This window comes from Streptomyces sp. V3I7, from assembly GCF_030817495.1.
Classification (GTDB): domain Bacteria; phylum Actinomycetota; class Actinomycetes; order Streptomycetales; family Streptomycetaceae; genus Streptomyces.
Map to the genome: position 1 here is coordinate 756,122 of NZ_JAUSZK010000001.1, position 18,100 is coordinate 774,221.

Below are 18,100 nucleotides of genomic sequence, written 5' to 3' on the forward strand. Positions count from 1 at the left end.
CTTGTCCGAGGCCGACACCACCTCGGCAAGCGCCCTTCGCGCAGGGGGGCCTTGGGGCGCTCGACCGAGGTCAGCGCTCCATGCCCGCGCGCCCGTCGGAGGCGCGGATGAAGCGGGTCATGCCGTAGCGGCTCGTGCGCGGCGGCCCCGGCGGTGCGGCTGGCGGGGGTTCGGTGGCGGCGACGTCGGAGGGAAGGACGTACGGGCGCCGGAAGACCTCGTCGAGGATGAAGACGGTCTCGGTGGCCCGCACCGCGGGGACGTTGGCGAGCCGCTCGGTGACCAGGCGGTGCACGGCCGCGACGCTGGGGACCCGGACCTGGATCATGGCGTCGTGCTGGCCGGTGGTGACCGCGCAGTACTCGACCTCGGGCATGGCCTCAAGGGTGGCGCGGAACTGCTTCCACATGTCCTGCCGGACCGTCACGAAGACCAGCGCGCAGACGTCCAGGCCGACTTGAGCCGAGTCGATGCGGGCACTGAAACCCCCGATCACGCCCTCCTCGCACAGCGCCTCGAAGCGGGTGTAGGCCCCGGCCCGGGAGATCCCGACCTGCTGCGCGAGAGCCGCGACGGAGATCCGGCCCCGGACGCGCAGGACTTCGAGGATCTTCAGGTGGACGCTGTCAAGGGCGAACCCCCTGCCTATTCGTCCAGACCCGTCACCGGACGAGGAGCCACCGCTGGATACATCTCCCATGAGAACCCCATTCCCGAGACATCCATCCAATGTCTTGCCAATTCCCTGGAACGTCTGTGTAGCTTCACCCCACCCTAGCGAGGAATTGTCCAGCGCCGCCGTCCAGTTGGGGCGGTGACGCAGCCCGGCGCCCGTCCCCCGCTCTGCCTCGAAGCTCGGAGACACACATGTCGAGACCAACCAGCAAGGCGTCCCCGGCAACTGCCCTTTCCCTGCTCACCATCGCGGCGCTGGCCCTGAGCGCCTGTTCCGGCGGTTCCCCTTCGGGGGCCGCGGGAGCAGCCGGCGGAAGGACCCTGGTGATCGACACCTCGTTCAACCTCAAGACCGCGGACCCGGGCCGGGAGTTCGAGCCGACCGGACAGATCGTCGACAAGGCCCTCTACCAGACGCTGCTGACGTTCAAGGGCGGTGACGTCACCAAGCCGGTGCCGGAGCTCGCGACGTACGAGCAGTCCGCGGACGGCAAGAAGCTCACGCTGCACCTGAAGGCGGGCGCCAGGTTCTCCGACGGCGGCGCGGTCACCGCCGACGACGTGGTGTTCTCGCTGAACCGGGTGATCGGGCTCAAGGGCAACCCGTCCTTCCTCCTGGACGGCGTGACCGTGACGAAGACCGCCCCCTCGACCGTCACCCTGACGTCGAAGAAGGCCAACCCGGCGCTGCCGTACATCCTGCCCAACCCGGCGCTGGGCATCCTGAACAGCAAGACGGTCAAGGCCAAGGCCGGCAGCGACACCCCCGGCGACAAGGCGGAGACCTACCTCAACGCCCACTCCGCGGGCTCCGGCCCCTACACGCTGACCTCGTTCAACACCAACACCCAGGTCGTGCTGGAGAAGAACCCGAAGTACACGGGTGCCGCGAGGCCCGCGTACGACAAGGTCGTCATCCGCAACGTCCAGGGCCCGACGCAGAAGCTGAACGTGCAGCGCGGCGACAGTCAGATCGCCCTCGACCTCACCTCCGACCAGGTGCAGGGGCTGACCGGCGGGCTGAAGGTGCTCGGCGGCACCTCCTCCGACGTGATCTTCCTGCTGCTCAACCAGGACAAGAAGATCAGCTCGGTCACCTCGAACGCGAAGTTCGCCGAGGCCGTGCGCAAGGGCGTCGACTACGCGAGCCTGCTCTCCCTCTCCGGCAAGGGCTCGGTCCAGGCCGCCGGCATCATTCCCTCGACGTTCGTCGGCTCCCTTCCCGCCGCGCGGAAGGCGGGCCGGGACGTCGCCGGGGCCAAGGCCGCCCTCGCCGCCAGCGGCGTCAAGAAGCCGTCGGTGACGCTCGGTTACCCCAGTGACCTGACCGTGGACGGCCTGTCCCTCCAGACGATCGCCGAGCGCGTCCAGGCCCAGCTGAAGGAGGTCGGCATCACCGTCGACCTCGCCCCCGCGCCGACGACCACGGAGCTGGACAAGTACCGCAACGGCAAGGAGGAGATGGGGCTCTGGTACTGGGGACCGGACTATCCGGACCCCAGCGACTACCTGGCCTTCCTGCCCGGCAACCTGGTCGGCCTGCGCGCCGGCTGGAAGACGGGCGCCGACGCGAAGCTGACGGACCTCGGCGAGAAGGCGGCCACCACGACGGACGACTCCGCCCGCGCGAAGCTGTACGAGGAGATCCAGACGCGGATGAACGCGTCCGGCCCGTTCGTCCCGCTGCTCCAGCCCAGCCGGAACACCGTCACCGCCGCCACCGTGACCGGTGTCGCGTACAACCCCGTGTGGACGATCGATGTCGCGGCCGTCGGCAGTAAGTGAGGGTGGGGCCAGGGGGCTGCGGCAGCGCGCCGCGGCCGCCCGGCACCGCCACCCGTTCGCGTACTTCCTGGCCCGGCGCACCGGCACGGCCGCCCTGCTCATGCTGGGCGTGACGCTGGTGACGTTCGTGCTCACCAACCTGGTCCCGGGCGATCCGGCCGCCGCCGCGCTCGGGCAGCGGGCGGTCGGCGACCCGGCGATCGTCGCCCAGTTCCGCCACCACTACGGACTCGACCAGCCGCTGCCGGTCCAGTACGTGACCTACCTCGGCAACCTGCTCCACGGTGACCTCGGCGAGTCGCAGCAGAGCCACCAGGCCGTCCTGGAGGACCTGCGGGCCGCGGTGCCGGCCACCGTCGAGCTGGCCGGTACGGCGATCGTGCTGTCCCTGGTCATCGGGGTCGCGTTCGGGGTGGTCGCGGCGCTGCGCCGGGACCGGTTCACCGACCAGGCGCTGCGCGTGCTGAGCCTGCTCGGGGTGTCCCTGCCCACGTTCTGGCTGGCCCTGCTCGCCTTCTACGTCTTCTTCTACCGCCTGGGCATCGCCCCGGGCAGCGGCCGGCTCGACCCCGGTACGGCCGCCCCGCCGCATGTGACGGGGCTGTTCACGCTCGACGCCGCGCTGGCCGGGCAGTGGCCGGTCTTCTGGAGCGCGCTCGGCCATCTCGCCCTGCCCGCCCTGGTGTTGACCGCCTACACGGTCGGCCTGCTCACCCGGTTCACCCGCTCCGCGGTGCTGGAGGTGCTGGGGCAGGACTACGTCCGCGCGGCCCGCGCCAAGGGCCTGCCCGGCCGGACGGTTCTGCTCCAGTACGTACTGAGGGCGGCCCTTGTCCCGGTCATCACGGTGGCCGGACTGGCCTTCGGCGCCCTGCTGTCCGGGACGGTCCTGGTGGAGGCCATCTTCGCGTGGCCGGGCCTGGGCGCGTACGCCTACCGCAGCGCGACCACGCTGGACCTGCCCGCCGTGATGGGGGTGGGTCTGGTGGTCGGCGTGATCTATCTGCTCGTCAACCTCGCCGTGGACGTGCTGTACGGCGTGATCGACCCGAGGGTGAGGGTGAGTTGATACTCAGCGGACACAGCGGACACAGCCGACACAGCGAACAGAGCAGACACACCAGACTCGGCATCCTGAAACGGCTGCCCCACGCCTGGCGCAGGCCGCTCGCGGTCACCGGCGCCGTGATCACCGCCTTCTGGCTGGTCGTCGTCCTGGCGGCGCCGCTGCTCGCCCCGCACGATCCGCTCGCGCAGGAGCTGCCCCGGCTGGCCTCCCCCGGCGCCGGGCACTGGCTCGGCACCGACGAGCTGGGCCGGGACGTGCTCAGCCGGGTGCTCTACGGGGCGCGCGTCTCGGTGCCGCTCGCGCTGCTGCTGGTGGTGCTGTCCCTGCTGATCGGCGGTGCGCTCGGCGCCTGCGCCGGGTTCTTCGGGCGGTGGGTGGACGAGACGGTGATGCGCGTCGCGGACCTCGTCTTCGCCTTCCCGACCGTGATCCTGGCGATGGTCGTCGCGGCGGCTCTCGGCGCCAGCCTGCAGAACGCCGTCCTGGCGGTGCTGGTGGTCGCCTGGCCGTCGTACGCCCGGGTCACGCGCGGTCTGGTCCTCGGCATCCGCTCGCGCGAGTTCGTGCTCAGCGGACGGCTGCTGGGCTTCTCGGCGTGGCGGTCGCTGCGGGTCGACGTGCTGCCGAACGTCCTCGGGCCGCTGCTGGTGCTGGCCACCCTGGACATCGGGACCGCGACGCTGCTGCTGTCGGGCCTGTCCTTCCTGGGGCTCGGCGCCAAGCCGCCCGCCCCGGAGTGGGGTTCGATGGTCGCCACCGGCACCCAGCAGTTCGACAAGTGGTGGATCGGGGTGTTCCCGGGGCTGGCCATCCTCACCGTGGTCCTGGCCTTCAACTTCCTCGGCGACACGCTGCGGGACGCCCTCGACCCCAACGCCGCCCGCACGATCGGCGCGGAGAAGGAGCGGGTGGCATGAGCGCCCTGGAGATCAGCGGGCTGACCGTCGACCTGCCGTCCGGCGGGCGGATCCTGCACGGCGTGGACCTCGCCCTGGAGACCGGCCGCATTCACGGGCTCGCCGGGGAGAGCGGCTCGGGCAAGACGATGACCGGGCTCGCCGTGCTCGGGCTGCTGCCGCAAGGGGCCCGCACCGGGGGGCGGATCGTCCTGGACGGTGGGCCCGCGGGCGGCAGCACCGACCTGCTCACGCTGGAGCCGAAGCGGCTCAACGCCCTGCGCGGCTCCGCGATCAGCATGGTCTTCCAGGACCCGGCCACGAGCCTGCACCCCATGCTCAGCGTCGGCCATCAGCTCACCGATCATCTGCGCCACCACCGCGGGCTGGACCGCAAGGCCGCCCGCGCCCGGGCCGCCGAGCTGCTCGGCCAGGTCCGCATCCCCAACCCCGCCCAGGCGCTGGGGCGTTACCCGCACCAGTTCTCCGGCGGCATGCGGCAGCGCATCGCCATCGCCGCAGCCCTGGCCTGCGATCCCACCATCCTCATCGCCGACGAACCGACCACCGCCCTCGACGTCACGGTGCAGGCCGGTGTCCTGCGGCTGCTGCGCCGGCTGTGCGACGAACTCGGCCTGGCCGTCCTGCTGGTCACCCACGATCTGGGGGTGATGTCGGCGGTCGCGGACACGGTGAGCGTCATGCGCGAGGGCCGGATCGTCGAGACCGGGCCCCGCGCCCGGATCCTCACCACGCCTGAACACGCCTACACCCGCACCCTGTTGGACGCCCTTCCGGGCCGCACCCCATCCGGGACCGACGCCCGCTTCCCGGCCGACGCCGAGTCCTCCAGGAGTACGTCATGAGCTCGCCCCTGCTGTCGGTCTCCGACCTCGTCGTCCAGTACCGCGGGTCCGGCGCGCCGCCGACCCGGGCGGTGGCGGGCGTCAGTCTTGACGTCCGTGCCGGGGAGGTCGTCGGGCTGGTCGGCGAGTCCGGCTGCGGCAAGTCGACGCTGGCCCGCGCGGTCTGCGGGCTCACCGCCCCGGCGGAGGGCCGGATCGATTTCGACGGAACTCCCGTGCGCCCGCTCGGTGTACGCCGCCGCGACCTCGCGCTCACCCGCATCCAGATGGTCTTCCAGGACCCGTACGGATCGCTCAACCCGCGCCGCCGGGTGGGCGCGCAGATCGCCGACGGCATCCGTACGGCCGTCGAGCGCGGTGAGAGCGGCGGGGGCGGCGAGTCGCCGCGGGAGTACCTGACCCGTGTCGGGCTGCCTGAGTCGGCCGCCGAGCGGTATCCGCACGAGTTCTCCGGCGGCCAGCGCCAACGCATCGCCGTCGCCCGCGCGTTGGCGGCCCGGCCGCGCCTGTTGGTCGGCGACGAGCCGATCTCCGCCCTGGACGCCTCGGCCCAGTCCAAGGTCGCCACGCTGATGCGGTCCCTGGCCGTGGAGTCCGGCGCGGGGCTGCTGTTCATCAGCCACGACCTGTCCGTCGTACGGCTGATCGCCGACCGGATCGCCGTGATGTACCTCGGCCGGATCGTGGAGACCGGGCCCACCGACGAGGTCTGGAACGACCCCCGTCACCCCTACACCCGGGCGCTGCTCGCCGCCGTGCCCCGGCCCGACGGCGCCGGGCTGCTGCCGGCCGAACTCCCGGGCGACGTACCCGATCCCGCCGCACCACCGAGCGGCTGCCGCTTCCATCCGCGCTGCCCGTCCGCGTTCGACGGCTGCGACCGTGAGGACCCGCAGCTGGTCGCGGGCGGCGTGGCGTGCCGCCTCTACGCGGCCTGAACCGGTGGCCGAGCGGCCACGCCTTGGCCTGGACCCCACGCCTTGTCATCCCCGAGCAACGGAGAAACCCCACCGTGACCACCACCGCTGTCCATCCTGCCGAGAGACTGGAACGCGCCCGGCAGGCCACCGCGGCCGCGGGGCTCGATGCGCTGCTGATCAGCCCCGGCGCCGACCTGCGCTACCTCACGGGCTACGACGCGCTGCCCCTGGAGCGCCTCACCTGTCTCGTACTGCCCGCCGAGGGCGAAGCCTTCCTCGTCGTACCGGAGTTGGAGCGTCCGGCCGCGCTGGCCTCACCGGCCGGGGGCCTCGGCATCGGCATCACGGGCTGGACCGAGACCGAGGACCCGTACGCCCTCGTCGCCGCCCGGCTGCCCGCGCGGCCGGCCTGTGTCGGCGTGGACAACCACATGTGGGCGGAGAAGACCATGGCCTTCCGCGCCGCGCTGCCCGGCACCCGCCAGGCGCTCGCCGGGACGGTGCTGAGCGCGCTGCGCAGGCGCAAGAGCGCGGCCGAGGTGGGGGCGTTGCGCCGGGCCGGGGCCGCCATCGACCGGGTGCACGCGCGGATGGGCGAGTGGCTGCGGCCGGGGCGCACCGAGCGCGAGGCGGGCCGGGACATCGCCGACGCGATCGTCGCCGAGGGCCATGTGCGGACCGACTTCGTCGTGGTCGGCTCCGGCCCCAACAGCGCCAGTCCGCACCACGACCTGTCCGACCGGGTGATGCGGCCCGGCGACACCGTGGTGGTCGACATCGGCGGCACCACCGAGGACGGCTACTGCTCCGACTCCACGCGCAACTACGTGCTCGGCGAGGCGCCGGCGGACTATCTGCGCCTGCACGAGGTACTGCTGGCCGCCCAGCGCCGGCAGACCGACGCCGTGCGCCCGGGGATCACCTCGGGCGAACTCGACGCGATCGGGCGGGACTTCATCGACGAGGCGGGCTTCGGCCCGTACTTCATCCACCGCACCGGCCACGGCATCGGCGTGGAGAGCCACGAGGAGCCGTACATCGTGACCGGCTCCGAGCTGGTGCTGGAACCCGGGATGGCGTTCTCGATCGAACCGGGCATCTACCTCCCCGGCCGGTTCGGGGCCCGGATCGAGGACATCGTGATCTGTACCGAGGACGGCGGTGAGCGGCTCAACCTCACCCCGCGCGACCTGACCGTGCTGCCATGACGAAACCCCGTGACGAACGGACCGCGCACCCGCCCGGCGGCGCCCGTCCCGGCGGGACGTCCGCCGACCTCGACGCCGTGTGGGGCGTGATCACCGGCATGTACCGGGCGTTCATGGCGGGCGACCGCCCCGGCATCGACTCCTCCCTGGACCCCGACGCGACCGTCTTCGACTCCGCGACTGCGGACCTCGTCTGCGGAAAGGCCGCGCTGGACGACGTACGCGAGCGGCGCCCGACCGACGCGGGCGCCCGGGAGACCGGTCTCGAAGCGCACGGCGAGATCATCGACGTGTTCGGCGACCTGGCCCTGGCGCGCTACTGGCTGCGGGTCGACTATCCCGCTCCCCCGTCCCTGATGATCCGCAACACCGCGGTCCTCCGCCGATCCCACGGCCGGTGGCACATCGTCCACCTGCACGAGGATCTCCAGCAGGAACTGGTGAGCCGCCGCCCATGAACGAGAGCAGCATCTGGTTCGAGGCCGACCCCGAGCTGGACCTCACGGAGGAGGGCGAGCGGTTCCTCGCCGTCCTCCGTGAGCGCGCGCAGGACGGGAGGTGGACCTGCGACGCCGAGGACACCTACGCGTCCTTCGCCGTCTTCGAGAACCGCACCGAGTTGATGGTCACCCTGGACATGTGGGACCCCAGCACGGAGCCCGAGAGGCACATCCTGACCGTCGGCGCGTTCTTCACGGGCTCGCAGCTCGTCGGCGGCGAGTTCCACGACCAGTTGTACACGCTGGAACGCACCCCGCAGACCGCTATCCAGCTCTCGGGCTCACCGGAGTTCCTCGCGGAGCGGGCCGCGCGGTGGTTCACCGCCATGCTCGCTCTGCCCCGCACGAGGAAGGACCGCGCCGGCGGGACACCCGGCGACTGAAGGCCGCGGGACCGTCGTCAGCTCGTCGTCTGCTCGTCGTCAGCTCTCGAAGGCCATCCGGATCCCGAGCGCGAGGAGCACGCCGCCGGAGATCTGCTCCAGGCGCTTGCGCACCGCGGCCCGGGAGATGACCTTCTTCAGCCGGCCGACGAACCAGACGTACAGGCCGTAGTAGCCGATCTCGTAGACGGCCCAGATCGCCGCCAGGCCGATCATGGTGGGCAGATGGGGCGCCCTCGCGGGCACGAACTGCGGGAGGAAGGACATCGCGAAGACGGCGGCCTTGGGGTTGGCCAGGTTCAGCAGCAGGCCCGAGCGGTACGAAGCCCAGCCCGAGCGCGGAGTCGCCGACTCCTCCGGGCTCTCCTCGCCCGGCCCCCGGCGGGCGTCCAGCAGCGCCTTGACGCCGAAGGCGATCAGGGTCAAGGCACCGGCGATCCGCATGATGTCGTACGCCAGCCGGGACGCCACGAGCAGTGCGGTCAGCCCGAGTGCGGCGACGACGCCCCAGATGAAGATGCCGGTCTCGTTGCCCAGCACCGTCAGGAACCCGGCGCGCCTGCTGCGCAGGGACTGCTTGATGATCAGCATCGTGCTCGGTCCGGGCGAGGCGGCTATCAGCGTGCAGGCGCCGAGGAAGACGAGGAGGGTGCTCAGCATGCGTCCCATCGTGGGGCTGGGGCGCCGGCGGTGTCCACAGGACCTTGCTGTATTGAGGCCCTGGGCGCGCCGACGATGATCGCGCGCGGACGCGCCGGGGGCGGCGGCCTGTCAGGTGGCCTGCCCCGGCGCGCCCATGGAGCGGGAGCAGGACGGCGTCAGCAGAACCAGCCGTCCTGGACCCAGCCGTGACGGTTGATGTTGCCGTAGGCGAAGCCGTACACCCAGCCGGACTGCTTGCTCTCCACCAGGAAGGTCTGGCCCTGGTAGAGGGTGCCCATCCAGGCGCCTCCCGGGTCGGTCCGGACGAAGAGGTCCTGGGCGCAGACGGTCTCACGTTCGCCGATGGTGCCGTTGGCGGCCTGGGCCGGGCCGGAGCCGAGCAGCACGGCGGCGCAGACCGAGGCCGCCACTGCCGCGAGACGGATGGTGCGGAGTACGGACATGACGTTGCCTCCCCGAGTCCGGCTCACCAGGAGCCGTAGCCGCCAATGCATTCGTAGCGCACGTAACCCCAGTCGTTGGGGCCGAAGTCGAAGGTGGCGGCCCACCCGTTGTAGACCGGGTGGACGCCGCGGGTGTGGCCGACCTTGTCCCCGTAGTACAGGGTGCGGACGAAGCCGGTGGGGCCGGAGGAGCTGTCGTAGTTGGCGTAGAAGCTGGCGCTCTGGCAGACGATGATCGCGTGCTCCGGGACGACGGTGGCGCGGGCCGGAGCCTGGAGCAGCGCGACGGTGGCGACCGCGGCCGCGCAGGTGGCGAGGGCACTTCTGAGATAGGGCATGGCGCATCGACTCCTCGTGGGTGATGGCTCAACGCGCGTATACCATAGCGGGATTGACATGAGCGCAACAGGGTGACCGTAAGGCCGGCCGCCCTGCCATCACGCGAAAGCGGCGTCCGGCCAGTAGCCCGCTCACCTCTATGCGCGTAGCCTGTCGAATTGTCATGCGCAACTCAGCCACTGGGAACTCGGAACTCGACCGCAGGGAAGAGGGCATTCCATGGACAGAACACCGCACCCGGACGCGCAGTCGGATCGTGGCGTGAACCGGCGCGCCGTATTGCGCACCGCGGCCGGCCTCACGGCGGCCCTCGGCGTCTCGGCCGTCACGATCGGGACGGCGGGCAGCGCGTAGGCGTACGGCTGGAGCCGCACCCTTCAGCAGGGGATGACCGGCGCCGACGTGAAGGAACTCCAGATCCGCGTCGGCGGCTGGGCCGCGTCCTCCGCGCAGCAGACCTACGTCGCGTGGGACGGCGACTTCGGCCCGGCGACGGCGGCCGCGGTCAAGCGGTTCCAGTCGGCGTACGGCCTGTCCGCGGACGGAGTCGTCGGCCCGCAGACCCAGAGCACGCTCAACAGCCTGGAGAGCGGCGACGGTTCGACCGCTCACTTCGAGTGGAGCGAGTTCACCTCGCACGACGGCTCCGGGTTCAGCGGCGGCAAGGTGGGGTCGGCTGAGGTCAAGGAGAACGTGCGCCGCCTCATGTACAAGCTGGAGGCGCTGCGCAAGAAGGCGGGCAACAGCGCGGTCACCATCAACTCCGGCTTCCGCAGCACCGCTTACAACTCCTCGGTGGGCGGCGCGTCGAACAGCATGCACTGCTACGGCGTCGCCGCGGACGTCGTGGTGTCCGGGTACACCACGCTCCAGGTCTACCGGATCGCCGAGACCTGCGGCTTCTCGGGCCTCGAGGCGTACACACACTCATGGCAACACGTCGACAGCCGGGTCCAGTACCCGTCGTACGGCTCCGGGTCCTGGTGGTGGGAGAGCGGCACCGTCTGAGACGCTCGCGGCCTTCCTCTGCGGTACCGCGGGTTCCGCCTGCGCGGGATCCGCGTGCCGCCGGTCCGCGCACGGGCGGGCGCGAGCCACAGTGGGCGACCCTCACCTCGCGGCGTCACGGCGAGCGAACCCCCCGGCCGCCGAAGGGGCCTTCACCTGTTGGCCCTCGAGATCGGGTAAGTGAGCGTAACCATGTATGGGTGAGTGTCGTTGTCAGAGTGTGAATCTGACGGAATGGGCGAAGACGCAGGGCGTGCATCCGCAGACCGCGTATCGCTGGTTTCGTGAGGGGACGTTGCCGGTGCCGGCTCAGCGAGTCGGGCCGCGCACGATCCTGGTGAACATCGAGACCAGCACCGCTCCGGGAGCGGTGGGCGGCCTGGGTCTGTATGCCCGCGTCTCCTCGCATGACCAGAAGGGCGATCCGGAGCGGCAGTTGGCCCGGTTGTCCACGTGGGCGGCCAGGGCGGGCGGCGTGGTCGTCCGGGTCGAGTCCGAGATCGCGTCGGGCATGAACGGGGCCCGCTCGAAGGCGCGTCGGCTGTTGGCCGACCCGAAGGTGACGGCCGTGGTGGTCGAGCACAAGGACAGGCTTGGGCGGATGAACGTCGAACTCGTCGAAGCCGCGTTGTCCGCCTCGGGCCGCCGCCTCGTCGTGCTCGACGGCGGTGAAGTCGAGGACGACTTGGTGCGGGACATGGTGGAGGTGCTGACGTCGTTCTGCGCGCTCGCCTGTACGGTCGCCAGTCGGCGAAGAACCGGGCCCGCAAGGCGTTGGAGGCTGCCGAGCATGGCTGACCGCCTACGTCCGGTCGAGGCGCCGCTTGTCGCTCTTGGGCCGTCCGGTGTGGCAGTACATACCCGTCTCAAGAACCTCACGCCCGGGGACGAGAAGGTGTTGCGGACGGTGGGCGCGCACCTTGGGTCGCTCGCGTCGAAGGACCTCAAGGCCCGCTGCGCTGACGCTCTGGAGCACTCCACCGAGTCGTGGGCGGCCCGTAAGCGGGAACTCACTGCCGGCTCGTCGTCGCGGTGGGCGGGCAGTATCACCAAGGCCACGCACGACCAATGGGCACTGGCCCGGCGCGGGCAGACAGCGCACCTTCTCTCTCTCGAAGCCGGCGTGAAGACGATCCGGCACCGCCTGTCGCTCCCGGTCGGCGAGAAAGGCAGCAAGCGCGCTCCGGGCGGCTACCGCTGCGCCCGCGAATGGTTCCACAAGACGCGCCGCCTGCATGTCCTCGAAGACCGGCTCGAACAGGTCCGCGCCGACCGTGGACACGGAATCGTCCACGTGGCACGGGGCGGTAAGCGTCTGCTGAACACCCGCCACAACCTCGAACACGCACAACTCACCGAGCCGCAGTGGCGACAGCGGTGGCAGGCATCGCGCTGGTTCCTCCAGGTAGACGGCGAGTCCGGTAAGCGGTACGGCAACGAGACGATCCGCGTCACGCCCGAGGGTGAGGTGTCGGTCAAGCTGCCCGCGCCGCTGGCCGGGTTGGCGAACGCCAAGCACGGCCGGTACGTCCTCGCCGTGACGGTGCGCTTCCCGCACCGAGGCACCCAGTGGGTCGACCGCGTGGAAGCGAACCGGTCCGTTGCCTACCGCATCCACTACGACGCGGAGCGCGGGCGCTGGTACCTGACCGCAGCGTGGACGATCCCGCCCACCAGGACCATCCCCGTCGAGGCCGCGCTCGCCGACGGTGTGATCGGCGTCGACATGAATGCCGACCACTTGGCCGCCTGGCGGCTCGATGTCCACGGCAACCCCGTCGGCAACCCACGCCGCTTCTCCTACGACCTCAGCGGATCGAGCGATCATCGTGACGCACAAGTGCGGCATGCGCTGGCGCGGCTGCTGAACTGGGCCAAGACCTGCGGCGTTGCCGCTGTCGCGGTCGAGGATCTGGACTTCGCGGCGGAGAAGACACGAGAGAAGCACGGGCGCAAGCGCCGCTTCCGCCAGTTGATCTCCGGCATGCCCACGGGCAGGCTTCGTGCCCGGCTGACCTCGATGGCCGACCAGACCGGCATCGCAATCATCGCCGTCGACCCGGCCTACACCTCCCGCTGGGGTGCCCAGCACTGACAGAAGCCCCTCACCAGCAAGACTCGCAAGACCACCCGTCACGATGCGGCGAGCATCGCGATCGGGCGACGCGCCCAAGGGCACCCGATCCGGCGACGGACGGCACCGCCCCGCGACGACCAGAGCGATCGTCGCGGGCATCGGACCGTCCAGGCCCGACCGGACATTCTTGGGCGCGAGGGAACCCGCCCCCGCGTCCCCGGACCACGGACACGATCCGTGCCACCGAACGCGGCGAGTACGCGGGCGACCAGGACACCCAAAACCGTTCGGGATGTCCGCAGTGACCAGGTATGGGCACAAGACTCACTCCTGCTCACTGATTAGGAACGGTGCGGCACCAGTCGATGACGCCACCCTCAAGACCGAGGCCTGAGTGAGCGCGCTGTGGTGTGATCGAATAAGGGATGACATCGTTCTGGACCGGCAAGCGCGTACGCCTGCGCGGCATCGAGCCCGACGACTGGGCCGCGTTCATGCAGTTCGCCGTGGACGAGGAGCGGTTGGGAGACCTGTTGCACCCTCCTCGTTCCGCCGAGGGCTTCCGGTCCTGGACGAGGGAACAGGCCGCCGCCAAGCCCGACGACGACTGCTTCGTGCTGGCGATCGAGGAGATGGACACGGGCGCCGTGGTCGGTGCCGTCGGCTCGCATCACGCGGATCCGCACGCGGGCTGGTTCGAGTACGGCGTCACGCTGGGCGCCGCGCATCGCCGCAAGGGCTACGCGGCCGAGGCGGTGGTCATGCTTTTGCGGTTCATGTTCGCGGAGCGGCGCTATCACCGGTGCGAGGCGCGGATATTCGCCTCCAACGACGGATCACTGGCCCTTCACCGGCGGCTGGGCTTCGCTGAGGAGGGGCGGTTGCGCGATCGCGTGTTCTTCGCCGGCGAGCACCACGATCTCGTCGTCATGGGCCTGCTTGCGGACGAGTTCGCGCAACTGCACTCGTAGGTGGGGACTTTGGGCTGGGAGAGGGGTGCGGCAGGAGCGGGACCCAGGCGGTTGGCGAAGGCGGCCTGGCGCGAGGGGGAGGAGTCGTCCGCGAACGGGGCGAAGCCGCAGTCGTCGCACGTTCCCAGCTGATCGACCGGGATGTAGCGGGGGACGGGGACGGCCTGCTCCTAGGCCTTGGCAAGTACCGCGTCACTCAACTGACCGGCGCGGGGCTGTGAGTTCACCGCATCGGTGTCCGGAGCGGGCGCGGCGTTGACCACGATTTCCGGAGCGGTCGTGCATGCCCAGGGCCTCGACTGAAGCGCCCCGGATAGGATCGCGACGGGACCACCCAAGGCGCGAATTCACTTCACGCGTATCGACCAGAGCAACACCAATAGAAACGATTTCCTGCTAGAATGATCCTTTCGCCGGGCAGCGGGCAGCGGGCAGCGGGCAGCGGGCAGCGGGCAGCGGGCAGCGGGCAGCGGGCAGCGGGTCGTGCTCGTGGCCGTTCGATCGGCCGGAGCACTGCATCGGCTTCTTGATGTGTTGCCCGTCTTCGAGGGCGACGAGCGTGTCAGTATCCGCTTCACCCTCGTCCCCGGATCAGACTTCGACGTGGACGCACTGGCGGCCCTGGAACGCTCCGGCGCCCGAACCGTCCCCTGGGACACGGCCTGTGACAGCAAGCACGACCTCATCCTGACCGCAAGCCCCAAGGGTTCCTTTCAGGCCCTCTCAGGCCCCCGCGCCCTGCTGCCCCACGGCGCCGGCTTCAACAAGGCGATCCACGGAGAAGGTACGCCACACCTTCCATCCGGCTTGGACCCCCATTACCTGCTCAAGGACGGCGCCCCCTGGGCCGATCTGTACGCCCTGGCCCACGATGACCAACTCGCCATCCTCGACCGGACCTGCACCCCGGCCGCCGCGCGGGCAACCGTGATCGGCGACCCCACCTTGGACCGACTGCTCGCCTCAGCCCGCCACCGTGAGCTGTATCGGGACGCCTTGGGGACAGGCGGCCGCCGACTGGTGGTCCTCACCTCCACCTGGGGGCCCGAGTCCCTCCTCGCCCGACGCCCGGGGCTGGCAGCCGAACTCGTGGCGCAACTGCCCTGCGACGCATACCAGTTCGCCCTGATCCTGCATCCGAACGAGTACAGCCGGATCGGCTCCTTCGATCTCTCCCGGCAGCTCTCCCCCGCCCTGGCCGCCGGTCTCCTGCTTCCCGACCCGCACGAGGAGTGGGCCGCCGTGCTGGTCGCGGCGGACGCCGTCGTCACCGACCACGGGTCGAGTGCCCTGTACGCCGCTGCCCTGGGCCGTCCTGTCATCGGCGCCTACGCCGGAGGAGAGGAGCTGATACCCGGCAGTACCATGGCCCAGCTCCTGCAGCACGTCCCTCAACTCGCCACTCCCAGCGACCTGGAGGACACCCTCGCCACCGCCACGTCGGTGGACACGGCCGACCTCGCACGGTCCGCCTTCGCGTGTCAGGGAGAGGCTCTCGGCCAACTGCGGCGGGAGTTGTACCGACTGCTCGAACTGCCGCCACGCGCCGCCGCCCCGGTAGCCCCGGCCACCTTGCGCACACCCACCACCCCGGCCCACCGTCCCTTCGCCTGGGCCGTACGGGCGGAGGTGTCGGAAAACCGGATCAGCACAGTACGCCTAGCCCCCCACACCTCCGAGGCCGTACATCACCTGGCGGCCGAGTACCCGGGCGCCGGACAGCGCCACGTGGAGAGCGCCGCCGTGCTGTGGCGTCAGGCGTCGGCCGCCCCCGCGGTTCCCAACAGCCGCACGTGGACCGCGGGTGGCTGGCTGAGCCGCGTTCTCGAAGACGCCCCTGGCTGCCGTACCGCCGCCGCGATCCTCAGCCGGACGCACTGCGTGATCCGGCATCGCACCACCGGCCGCGCCTACCGAGTCCACATCGAGCCGTGTCGCACCGGCGGACAGATCCTGCGTCCGGACCCGGCCGCCGTGGTCTCGGCAGTCCATGCCTGGCTCGGCAGCACCGCGCGACAGACGACGCCCACATCGCTGGTGTGCGACGTCGGGACGCTGACGGTCCGCGTCCACCTCGACGAGGCAGACGCGACCGACCTCGACTACGAGCTCTGACCGTCGTCCGCCAGGCCGACTTGTCGCGCCAACTCCCTTGCCGCTGAGCGGCACTGCTCCGCCTCCTCGATGCCGCCCCGCTCGGCGACGAGGAACGCCAGTTCCTCCAGGATCCGCGCCTCGTCGATGCCGGCGCCTCGCTCACGAGCACTGAGCAAAGCGGCGCGCACAAGCTCCTCCGCTTCAGCCTTGCGGCCGACGTGCCGCAGCGCACGGCCCAGCTCGAACCCCGACCGCGCCGTCATCCGTTCCCGACGCTGCTCCACGGCCATGTCATATGCCTCGCCCAGCAGTTGGAGGGCGCGCTCGGCGTTTCCCTGCTTCAGGGCGGTACGGCCCAGCAGGTAGGTCTGCAGCAGCACACCGTAGGCGTTGCCGATCTCGGCGTGGACCGCTCGCGAGGCCTCGAAGTCGATGGCGGCACCCGCCCAGTCGCCCCGCGCCGACTTCACCAGCCCCCTGAACTCCACCGTGGACGCTCGCAACTTGCGCTCGACGGTGGAGGTTCCGAGGGACTCGGACGCATGGAGCGCGTGGCGCATCTGCTCCTCGGCCTCGTCGTAGCGCTCCTGCTCCCACAGCGGCCTCGCCAGTTGGCAGCGCATGCGGATCATGGCCGGGAGGTACTCGGTCCGGTCGGCCGCCGCCACGCCCATACGGAAGGTGTCCGTGATGTCCGCGTAGTGCCGGTGGTCGAGGAAGTGCGTCCACAGCGGTTCGCACAGCGCCCAGGCATCGTCGTAGAGCCCGTCCTCAAAGGCGAGCCGGACACAGCCGTACAGTGCGAGGCGCTCCGACTGGAGCCACTTCAGAGCGTCGCCCTTGCCGGCGAACGTGATGTCGTCGGCTTCCTGACCGGTCGGTGCGGGTGGTTCGGCGAAGGTCATCCGGGGGCCGGCCGCCAGTAGGTCGGCGCGCGCGGCCTGGCGTCGGTACCAGCCGATCAGCGCGCAGCGGGCAGCCGCGCGCTCCGTCCCGTCCCGGTCGTCCTGCCCGGCACGGCGCTCGGCGTGGCCGCGGAGCAGGCCGTGCATCCGGTAGCCCTCGGGGCGGCTCTCCAGGAGACCCGCCGATTCCAGTTCCTCCAGTGCGTCGGCAGCTTCCTCCGGCCCGTCTCCCAGCAGCGCGGCCGTCACCGGAGCCGTGACGACGGGAGCGGGATGCTGGGGCAGCAGGCGATACAGGCGCGCGGCCTGCGGGCCGAGTCCCGCGTACGCGGCGTCCCAGACCGCCTCGACCATGGGAATGCCCTTCTGGTGGAGTTCCGCCGTCAGCTCGGAGACGAGCCGCGACAGGCTCCGCCGGCGGTACCTGCGGACCCAGTGCCCGGCCACCTGAAGCGCGGCGGGAAGTCCACCGCAGCCACGTGTGAGTTCAGCCACGGCCTCCGGCTCGGCCACGAAGCGCGGATCGTCCACGATGTTCGTCAGCAGCCGTAGGGCGTCTTCCGCCGACAACGGGTTCACGGCCACCTCGACGGCGGCCGTACCCTCAAGGTCGTACAGACGCCCCTGACTTGTGACGATGGCCAGACTGCCGGCGGAGGCGGGGAGCAGCGGGAGCGCCTCACTGCCGTACCGGGCGTTGTCGACGACTACGATGAGTCGCTTGTTCCGGGTCCTGGTCCAGTACTGCTTCGAGCGAGCTGCCGAGGATCGCTCCAGCCACTCCGGGGCGACGCCGAGGCCGGTCAGCAACTCGCCCATCGCATCGGTGACTTCCACTCCGCCGTCCCGGCGCAGGTCGTCGAGGTCCACGTACAGCACCCCGTCCGGATAGCGGTCGCTGAGCCGGCGGGCCATGTGAAAACCGAGCGCCGTCTTGCCGATTCCGCCGACTCCGCTCAACGCGACGACCAGCGGCCCTTCGTGATCCGCGTGACTCTCGACCGCCCTGGTGATGCGCTCCTGCTCCGCATGGCGGTTCTCGAACCGTGTCAGGGCCGGAGGCAGTTGGAAGGGGACGGGTTGAACGGTGGTGGGGGTAGTGCCGTTCCAGTGCTGGTGCAGTTCTCCGATGCGTCCGGCTTGGACCACCGCTTCCGCCCGCCCGTCCAGGCTGTTGCGCGTCTCCTCGACCATGACGTCAACACTATGACGTGACAGCGGATATGACAGCGCGCCAGGTAGTTCCGTGGCTTTGGTGGGGTATGGCTGTCACACGTCAACCCTAGGAGCGTTTC

17 protein-coding genes and 2 pseudogenes are annotated in these 18,100 nt (G+C 70.6%); 14 read left to right on the forward strand and 5 right to left on the reverse strand.

Translation table 11 applies throughout. From position 1 onward, the window contains the following. Window positions 1-70: 70 nt before the first annotated feature. On the reverse strand, window positions 71-700 hold the full coding sequence (locus QFZ74_RS03600) for an Lrp/AsnC family transcriptional regulator (RefSeq protein WP_307619311.1): 630 nt from the start codon (window positions 698-700) through the stop codon (window positions 71-73). A 167-nt stretch (window positions 701-867) separates the two neighbouring features. On the opposite strand from QFZ74_RS03600, the gene QFZ74_RS03605 reads away from it, so the two are divergent. The 8 genes from QFZ74_RS03605 to QFZ74_RS03640 all read left to right on the forward strand — a co-directional run bounded on the left by QFZ74_RS03605 (window position 868) and on the right by QFZ74_RS03640 (window position 8,302). Continuing rightward, on the forward strand, window positions 868-2,460 hold the full coding sequence (locus tag QFZ74_RS03605; RefSeq protein WP_307619312.1) for an ABC transporter substrate-binding protein: 1,593 nt from the start codon (window positions 868-870) through the stop codon (window positions 2,458-2,460). Further along, window positions 2,435-3,529 carry an ABC transporter permease gene (locus QFZ74_RS03610; RefSeq protein WP_307619313.1) on the forward strand — a complete coding sequence of 365 codons (1,095 nt, stop codon included), beginning with the start codon at window positions 2,435-2,437 and terminating at the stop codon, window positions 3,527-3,529. Before QFZ74_RS03605 ends, QFZ74_RS03610 begins: the two co-directional genes overlap by 26 nt. Further along, window positions 3,526-4,446, forward strand: coding sequence for an ABC transporter permease (locus tag QFZ74_RS03615; RefSeq protein ID WP_307619314.1), 921 nt, complete (start codon window positions 3,526-3,528; stop codon window positions 4,444-4,446). Before QFZ74_RS03610 ends, QFZ74_RS03615 begins: the two co-directional genes overlap by 4 nt. Then, window positions 4,443-5,291 carry an ABC transporter ATP-binding protein gene (locus tag QFZ74_RS03620; protein WP_307619315.1) on the forward strand — a complete coding sequence of 283 codons (849 nt, stop codon included), beginning with the start codon at window positions 4,443-4,445 and terminating at the stop codon, window positions 5,289-5,291. Before QFZ74_RS03615 ends, QFZ74_RS03620 begins: the two co-directional genes overlap by 4 nt. Then, window positions 5,288-6,229: an ABC transporter ATP-binding protein gene (locus QFZ74_RS03625; RefSeq protein WP_307619316.1), complete on the forward strand. Its 942-nt coding sequence runs from the start codon at window positions 5,288-5,290 to the stop codon at window positions 6,227-6,229. Before QFZ74_RS03620 ends, QFZ74_RS03625 begins: the two co-directional genes overlap by 4 nt. 74 nt (window positions 6,230-6,303) lie before the next feature. After that, window positions 6,304-7,419: a Xaa-Pro peptidase family protein gene (locus QFZ74_RS03630; protein WP_307619317.1), complete on the forward strand. Its 1,116-nt coding sequence runs from the start codon at window positions 6,304-6,306 to the stop codon at window positions 7,417-7,419. Further along, window positions 7,416-7,877 (forward strand): nuclear transport factor 2 family protein, encoded by a 462-nt coding sequence (locus QFZ74_RS03635; RefSeq protein WP_307619318.1) that lies wholly within the window; start codon window positions 7,416-7,418, stop codon window positions 7,875-7,877. Before QFZ74_RS03630 ends, QFZ74_RS03635 begins: the two co-directional genes overlap by 4 nt. After that, the gene (locus QFZ74_RS03640; RefSeq protein WP_307619319.1) at window positions 7,874-8,302 is read left to right on the forward strand and encodes a hypothetical protein; all 429 of its coding nucleotides are present in this window, start codon (window positions 7,874-7,876) and stop codon (window positions 8,300-8,302) included. The genes QFZ74_RS03635 and QFZ74_RS03640 overlap by 4 nt, the downstream gene beginning before the upstream one ends. Window positions 8,303-8,341: 39 nt before the next feature. On the opposite strand, the gene QFZ74_RS03645 is transcribed toward QFZ74_RS03640, so the two are convergent. The 3 genes from QFZ74_RS03645 to QFZ74_RS03655 all read right to left on the reverse strand — a co-directional run bounded on the left by QFZ74_RS03645 (window position 8,342) and on the right by QFZ74_RS03655 (window position 9,746). Beyond that, window positions 8,342-8,962: a LysE family translocator gene (locus QFZ74_RS03645; protein ID WP_307619320.1), complete on the reverse strand. Its 621-nt coding sequence runs from the start codon at window positions 8,960-8,962 to the stop codon at window positions 8,342-8,344. Window positions 8,963-9,120: 158 nt separating this feature from the next. After that, window positions 9,121-9,408 (reverse strand): hypothetical protein, encoded by a 288-nt coding sequence (locus tag QFZ74_RS03650; RefSeq protein WP_307619321.1) that lies wholly within the window; start codon window positions 9,406-9,408, stop codon window positions 9,121-9,123. Between the two features lie 23 nt (window positions 9,409-9,431). Then, window positions 9,432-9,746: a hypothetical protein gene (locus tag QFZ74_RS03655; protein WP_307619322.1), complete on the reverse strand. Its 315-nt coding sequence runs from the start codon at window positions 9,744-9,746 to the stop codon at window positions 9,432-9,434. Between the two features lie 220 nt (window positions 9,747-9,966). On the opposite strand from QFZ74_RS03655, the gene QFZ74_RS03660 reads away from it, so the two are divergent. From QFZ74_RS03660 to QFZ74_RS03685, 6 genes and pseudogenes are all read left to right on the forward strand, one after another. After that, window positions 9,967-10,101, forward strand: a complete 135-nt coding sequence (locus QFZ74_RS03660) for a hypothetical protein (RefSeq protein WP_307619323.1) — start codon at window positions 9,967-9,969, stop codon at window positions 10,099-10,101. Between the two features lie 33 nt (window positions 10,102-10,134). Then, on the forward strand, window positions 10,135-10,755 hold the full coding sequence (locus tag QFZ74_RS03665) for a D-Ala-D-Ala carboxypeptidase family metallohydrolase (protein ID WP_307619324.1): 621 nt from the start codon (window positions 10,135-10,137) through the stop codon (window positions 10,753-10,755). A 220-nt stretch (window positions 10,756-10,975) separates the two neighbouring features. After that, a pseudogene (locus QFZ74_RS03670) lies at window positions 10,976-11,553 on the forward strand (IS607 family transposase). Next, a pseudogene (locus QFZ74_RS03675) lies at window positions 11,546-13,177 on the forward strand (IS200/IS605 family accessory protein TnpB-related protein). The pseudogenes QFZ74_RS03670 and QFZ74_RS03675 overlap by 8 nt, the downstream one beginning before the upstream one ends. Window positions 13,178-13,257: 80 nt before the next feature. Then, the gene (locus tag QFZ74_RS03680) at window positions 13,258-13,803 is read left to right on the forward strand and encodes a GNAT family N-acetyltransferase (protein WP_307619325.1); all 546 of its coding nucleotides are present in this window, start codon (window positions 13,258-13,260) and stop codon (window positions 13,801-13,803) included. Between the two features lie 531 nt (window positions 13,804-14,334). Beyond that, a complete protein-coding gene (locus QFZ74_RS03685) occupies window positions 14,335-15,918 on the forward strand; it encodes a translation initiation factor 2 (protein ID WP_307619326.1) in 1,584 nt (527 codons plus the stop codon). Here the strand turns inward: QFZ74_RS03685 and QFZ74_RS03690 are convergent. After that, complete coding sequence (locus QFZ74_RS03690; RefSeq protein ID WP_307619327.1) at window positions 15,906-17,999, reverse strand: NB-ARC domain-containing protein; 2,094 nt, start codon at window positions 17,997-17,999, stop codon at window positions 15,906-15,908. The two genes, QFZ74_RS03685 and QFZ74_RS03690, sit on opposite strands and share 13 nt — an antisense overlap. Window positions 18,000-18,100: the final 101 nt, after the last annotated feature.

Bases quoted from the DNA above. Each gene is read 5' to 3' on its own strand.
- QFZ74_RS03600 (WP_307619311.1), bottom strand. From the start codon at position 700: ATGGGAGATGTATCCAGCGGTGGCTCCTCGTCCGGTGACGGGTCTGGA.
- QFZ74_RS03605 (WP_307619312.1), top strand. From the start codon at position 868: ATGTCGAGACCAACCAGCAAGGCGTCCCCGGCAACTGCCCTTTCCCTG.
- QFZ74_RS03610 (WP_307619313.1), top strand. From the start codon at position 2,435: ATGTCGCGGCCGTCGGCAGTAAGTGAGGGTGGGGCCAGGGGGCTGCGG.
- QFZ74_RS03620 (WP_307619315.1), top strand. From the start codon at position 4,443: ATGAGCGCCCTGGAGATCAGCGGGCTGACCGTCGACCTGCCGTCCGGC.
- QFZ74_RS03625 (WP_307619316.1), top strand. From the start codon at position 5,288: ATGAGCTCGCCCCTGCTGTCGGTCTCCGACCTCGTCGTCCAGTACCGC.
- QFZ74_RS03635 (WP_307619318.1), top strand. From the start codon at position 7,416: ATGACGAAACCCCGTGACGAACGGACCGCGCACCCGCCCGGCGGCGCC.
- QFZ74_RS03640 (WP_307619319.1), top strand. From the start codon at position 7,874: ATGAACGAGAGCAGCATCTGGTTCGAGGCCGACCCCGAGCTGGACCTC.
- QFZ74_RS03645 (WP_307619320.1), bottom strand. From the start codon at position 8,962: ATGCTGAGCACCCTCCTCGTCTTCCTCGGCGCCTGCACGCTGATAGCC.
- QFZ74_RS03650 (WP_307619321.1), bottom strand. From the start codon at position 9,408: ATGTCCGTACTCCGCACCATCCGTCTCGCGGCAGTGGCGGCCTCGGTC.
- QFZ74_RS03655 (WP_307619322.1), bottom strand. From the start codon at position 9,746: ATGCCCTATCTCAGAAGTGCCCTCGCCACCTGCGCGGCCGCGGTCGCC.
- QFZ74_RS03660 (WP_307619323.1), top strand. From the start codon at position 9,967: ATGGACAGAACACCGCACCCGGACGCGCAGTCGGATCGTGGCGTGAAC.
- QFZ74_RS03665 (WP_307619324.1), top strand. From the start codon at position 10,135: ATGACCGGCGCCGACGTGAAGGAACTCCAGATCCGCGTCGGCGGCTGG.
- QFZ74_RS03680 (WP_307619325.1), top strand. From the start codon at position 13,258: ATGACATCGTTCTGGACCGGCAAGCGCGTACGCCTGCGCGGCATCGAG.
- QFZ74_RS03690 (WP_307619327.1), bottom strand. From the start codon at position 17,999: ATGGTCGAGGAGACGCGCAACAGCCTGGACGGGCGGGCGGAAGCGGTG.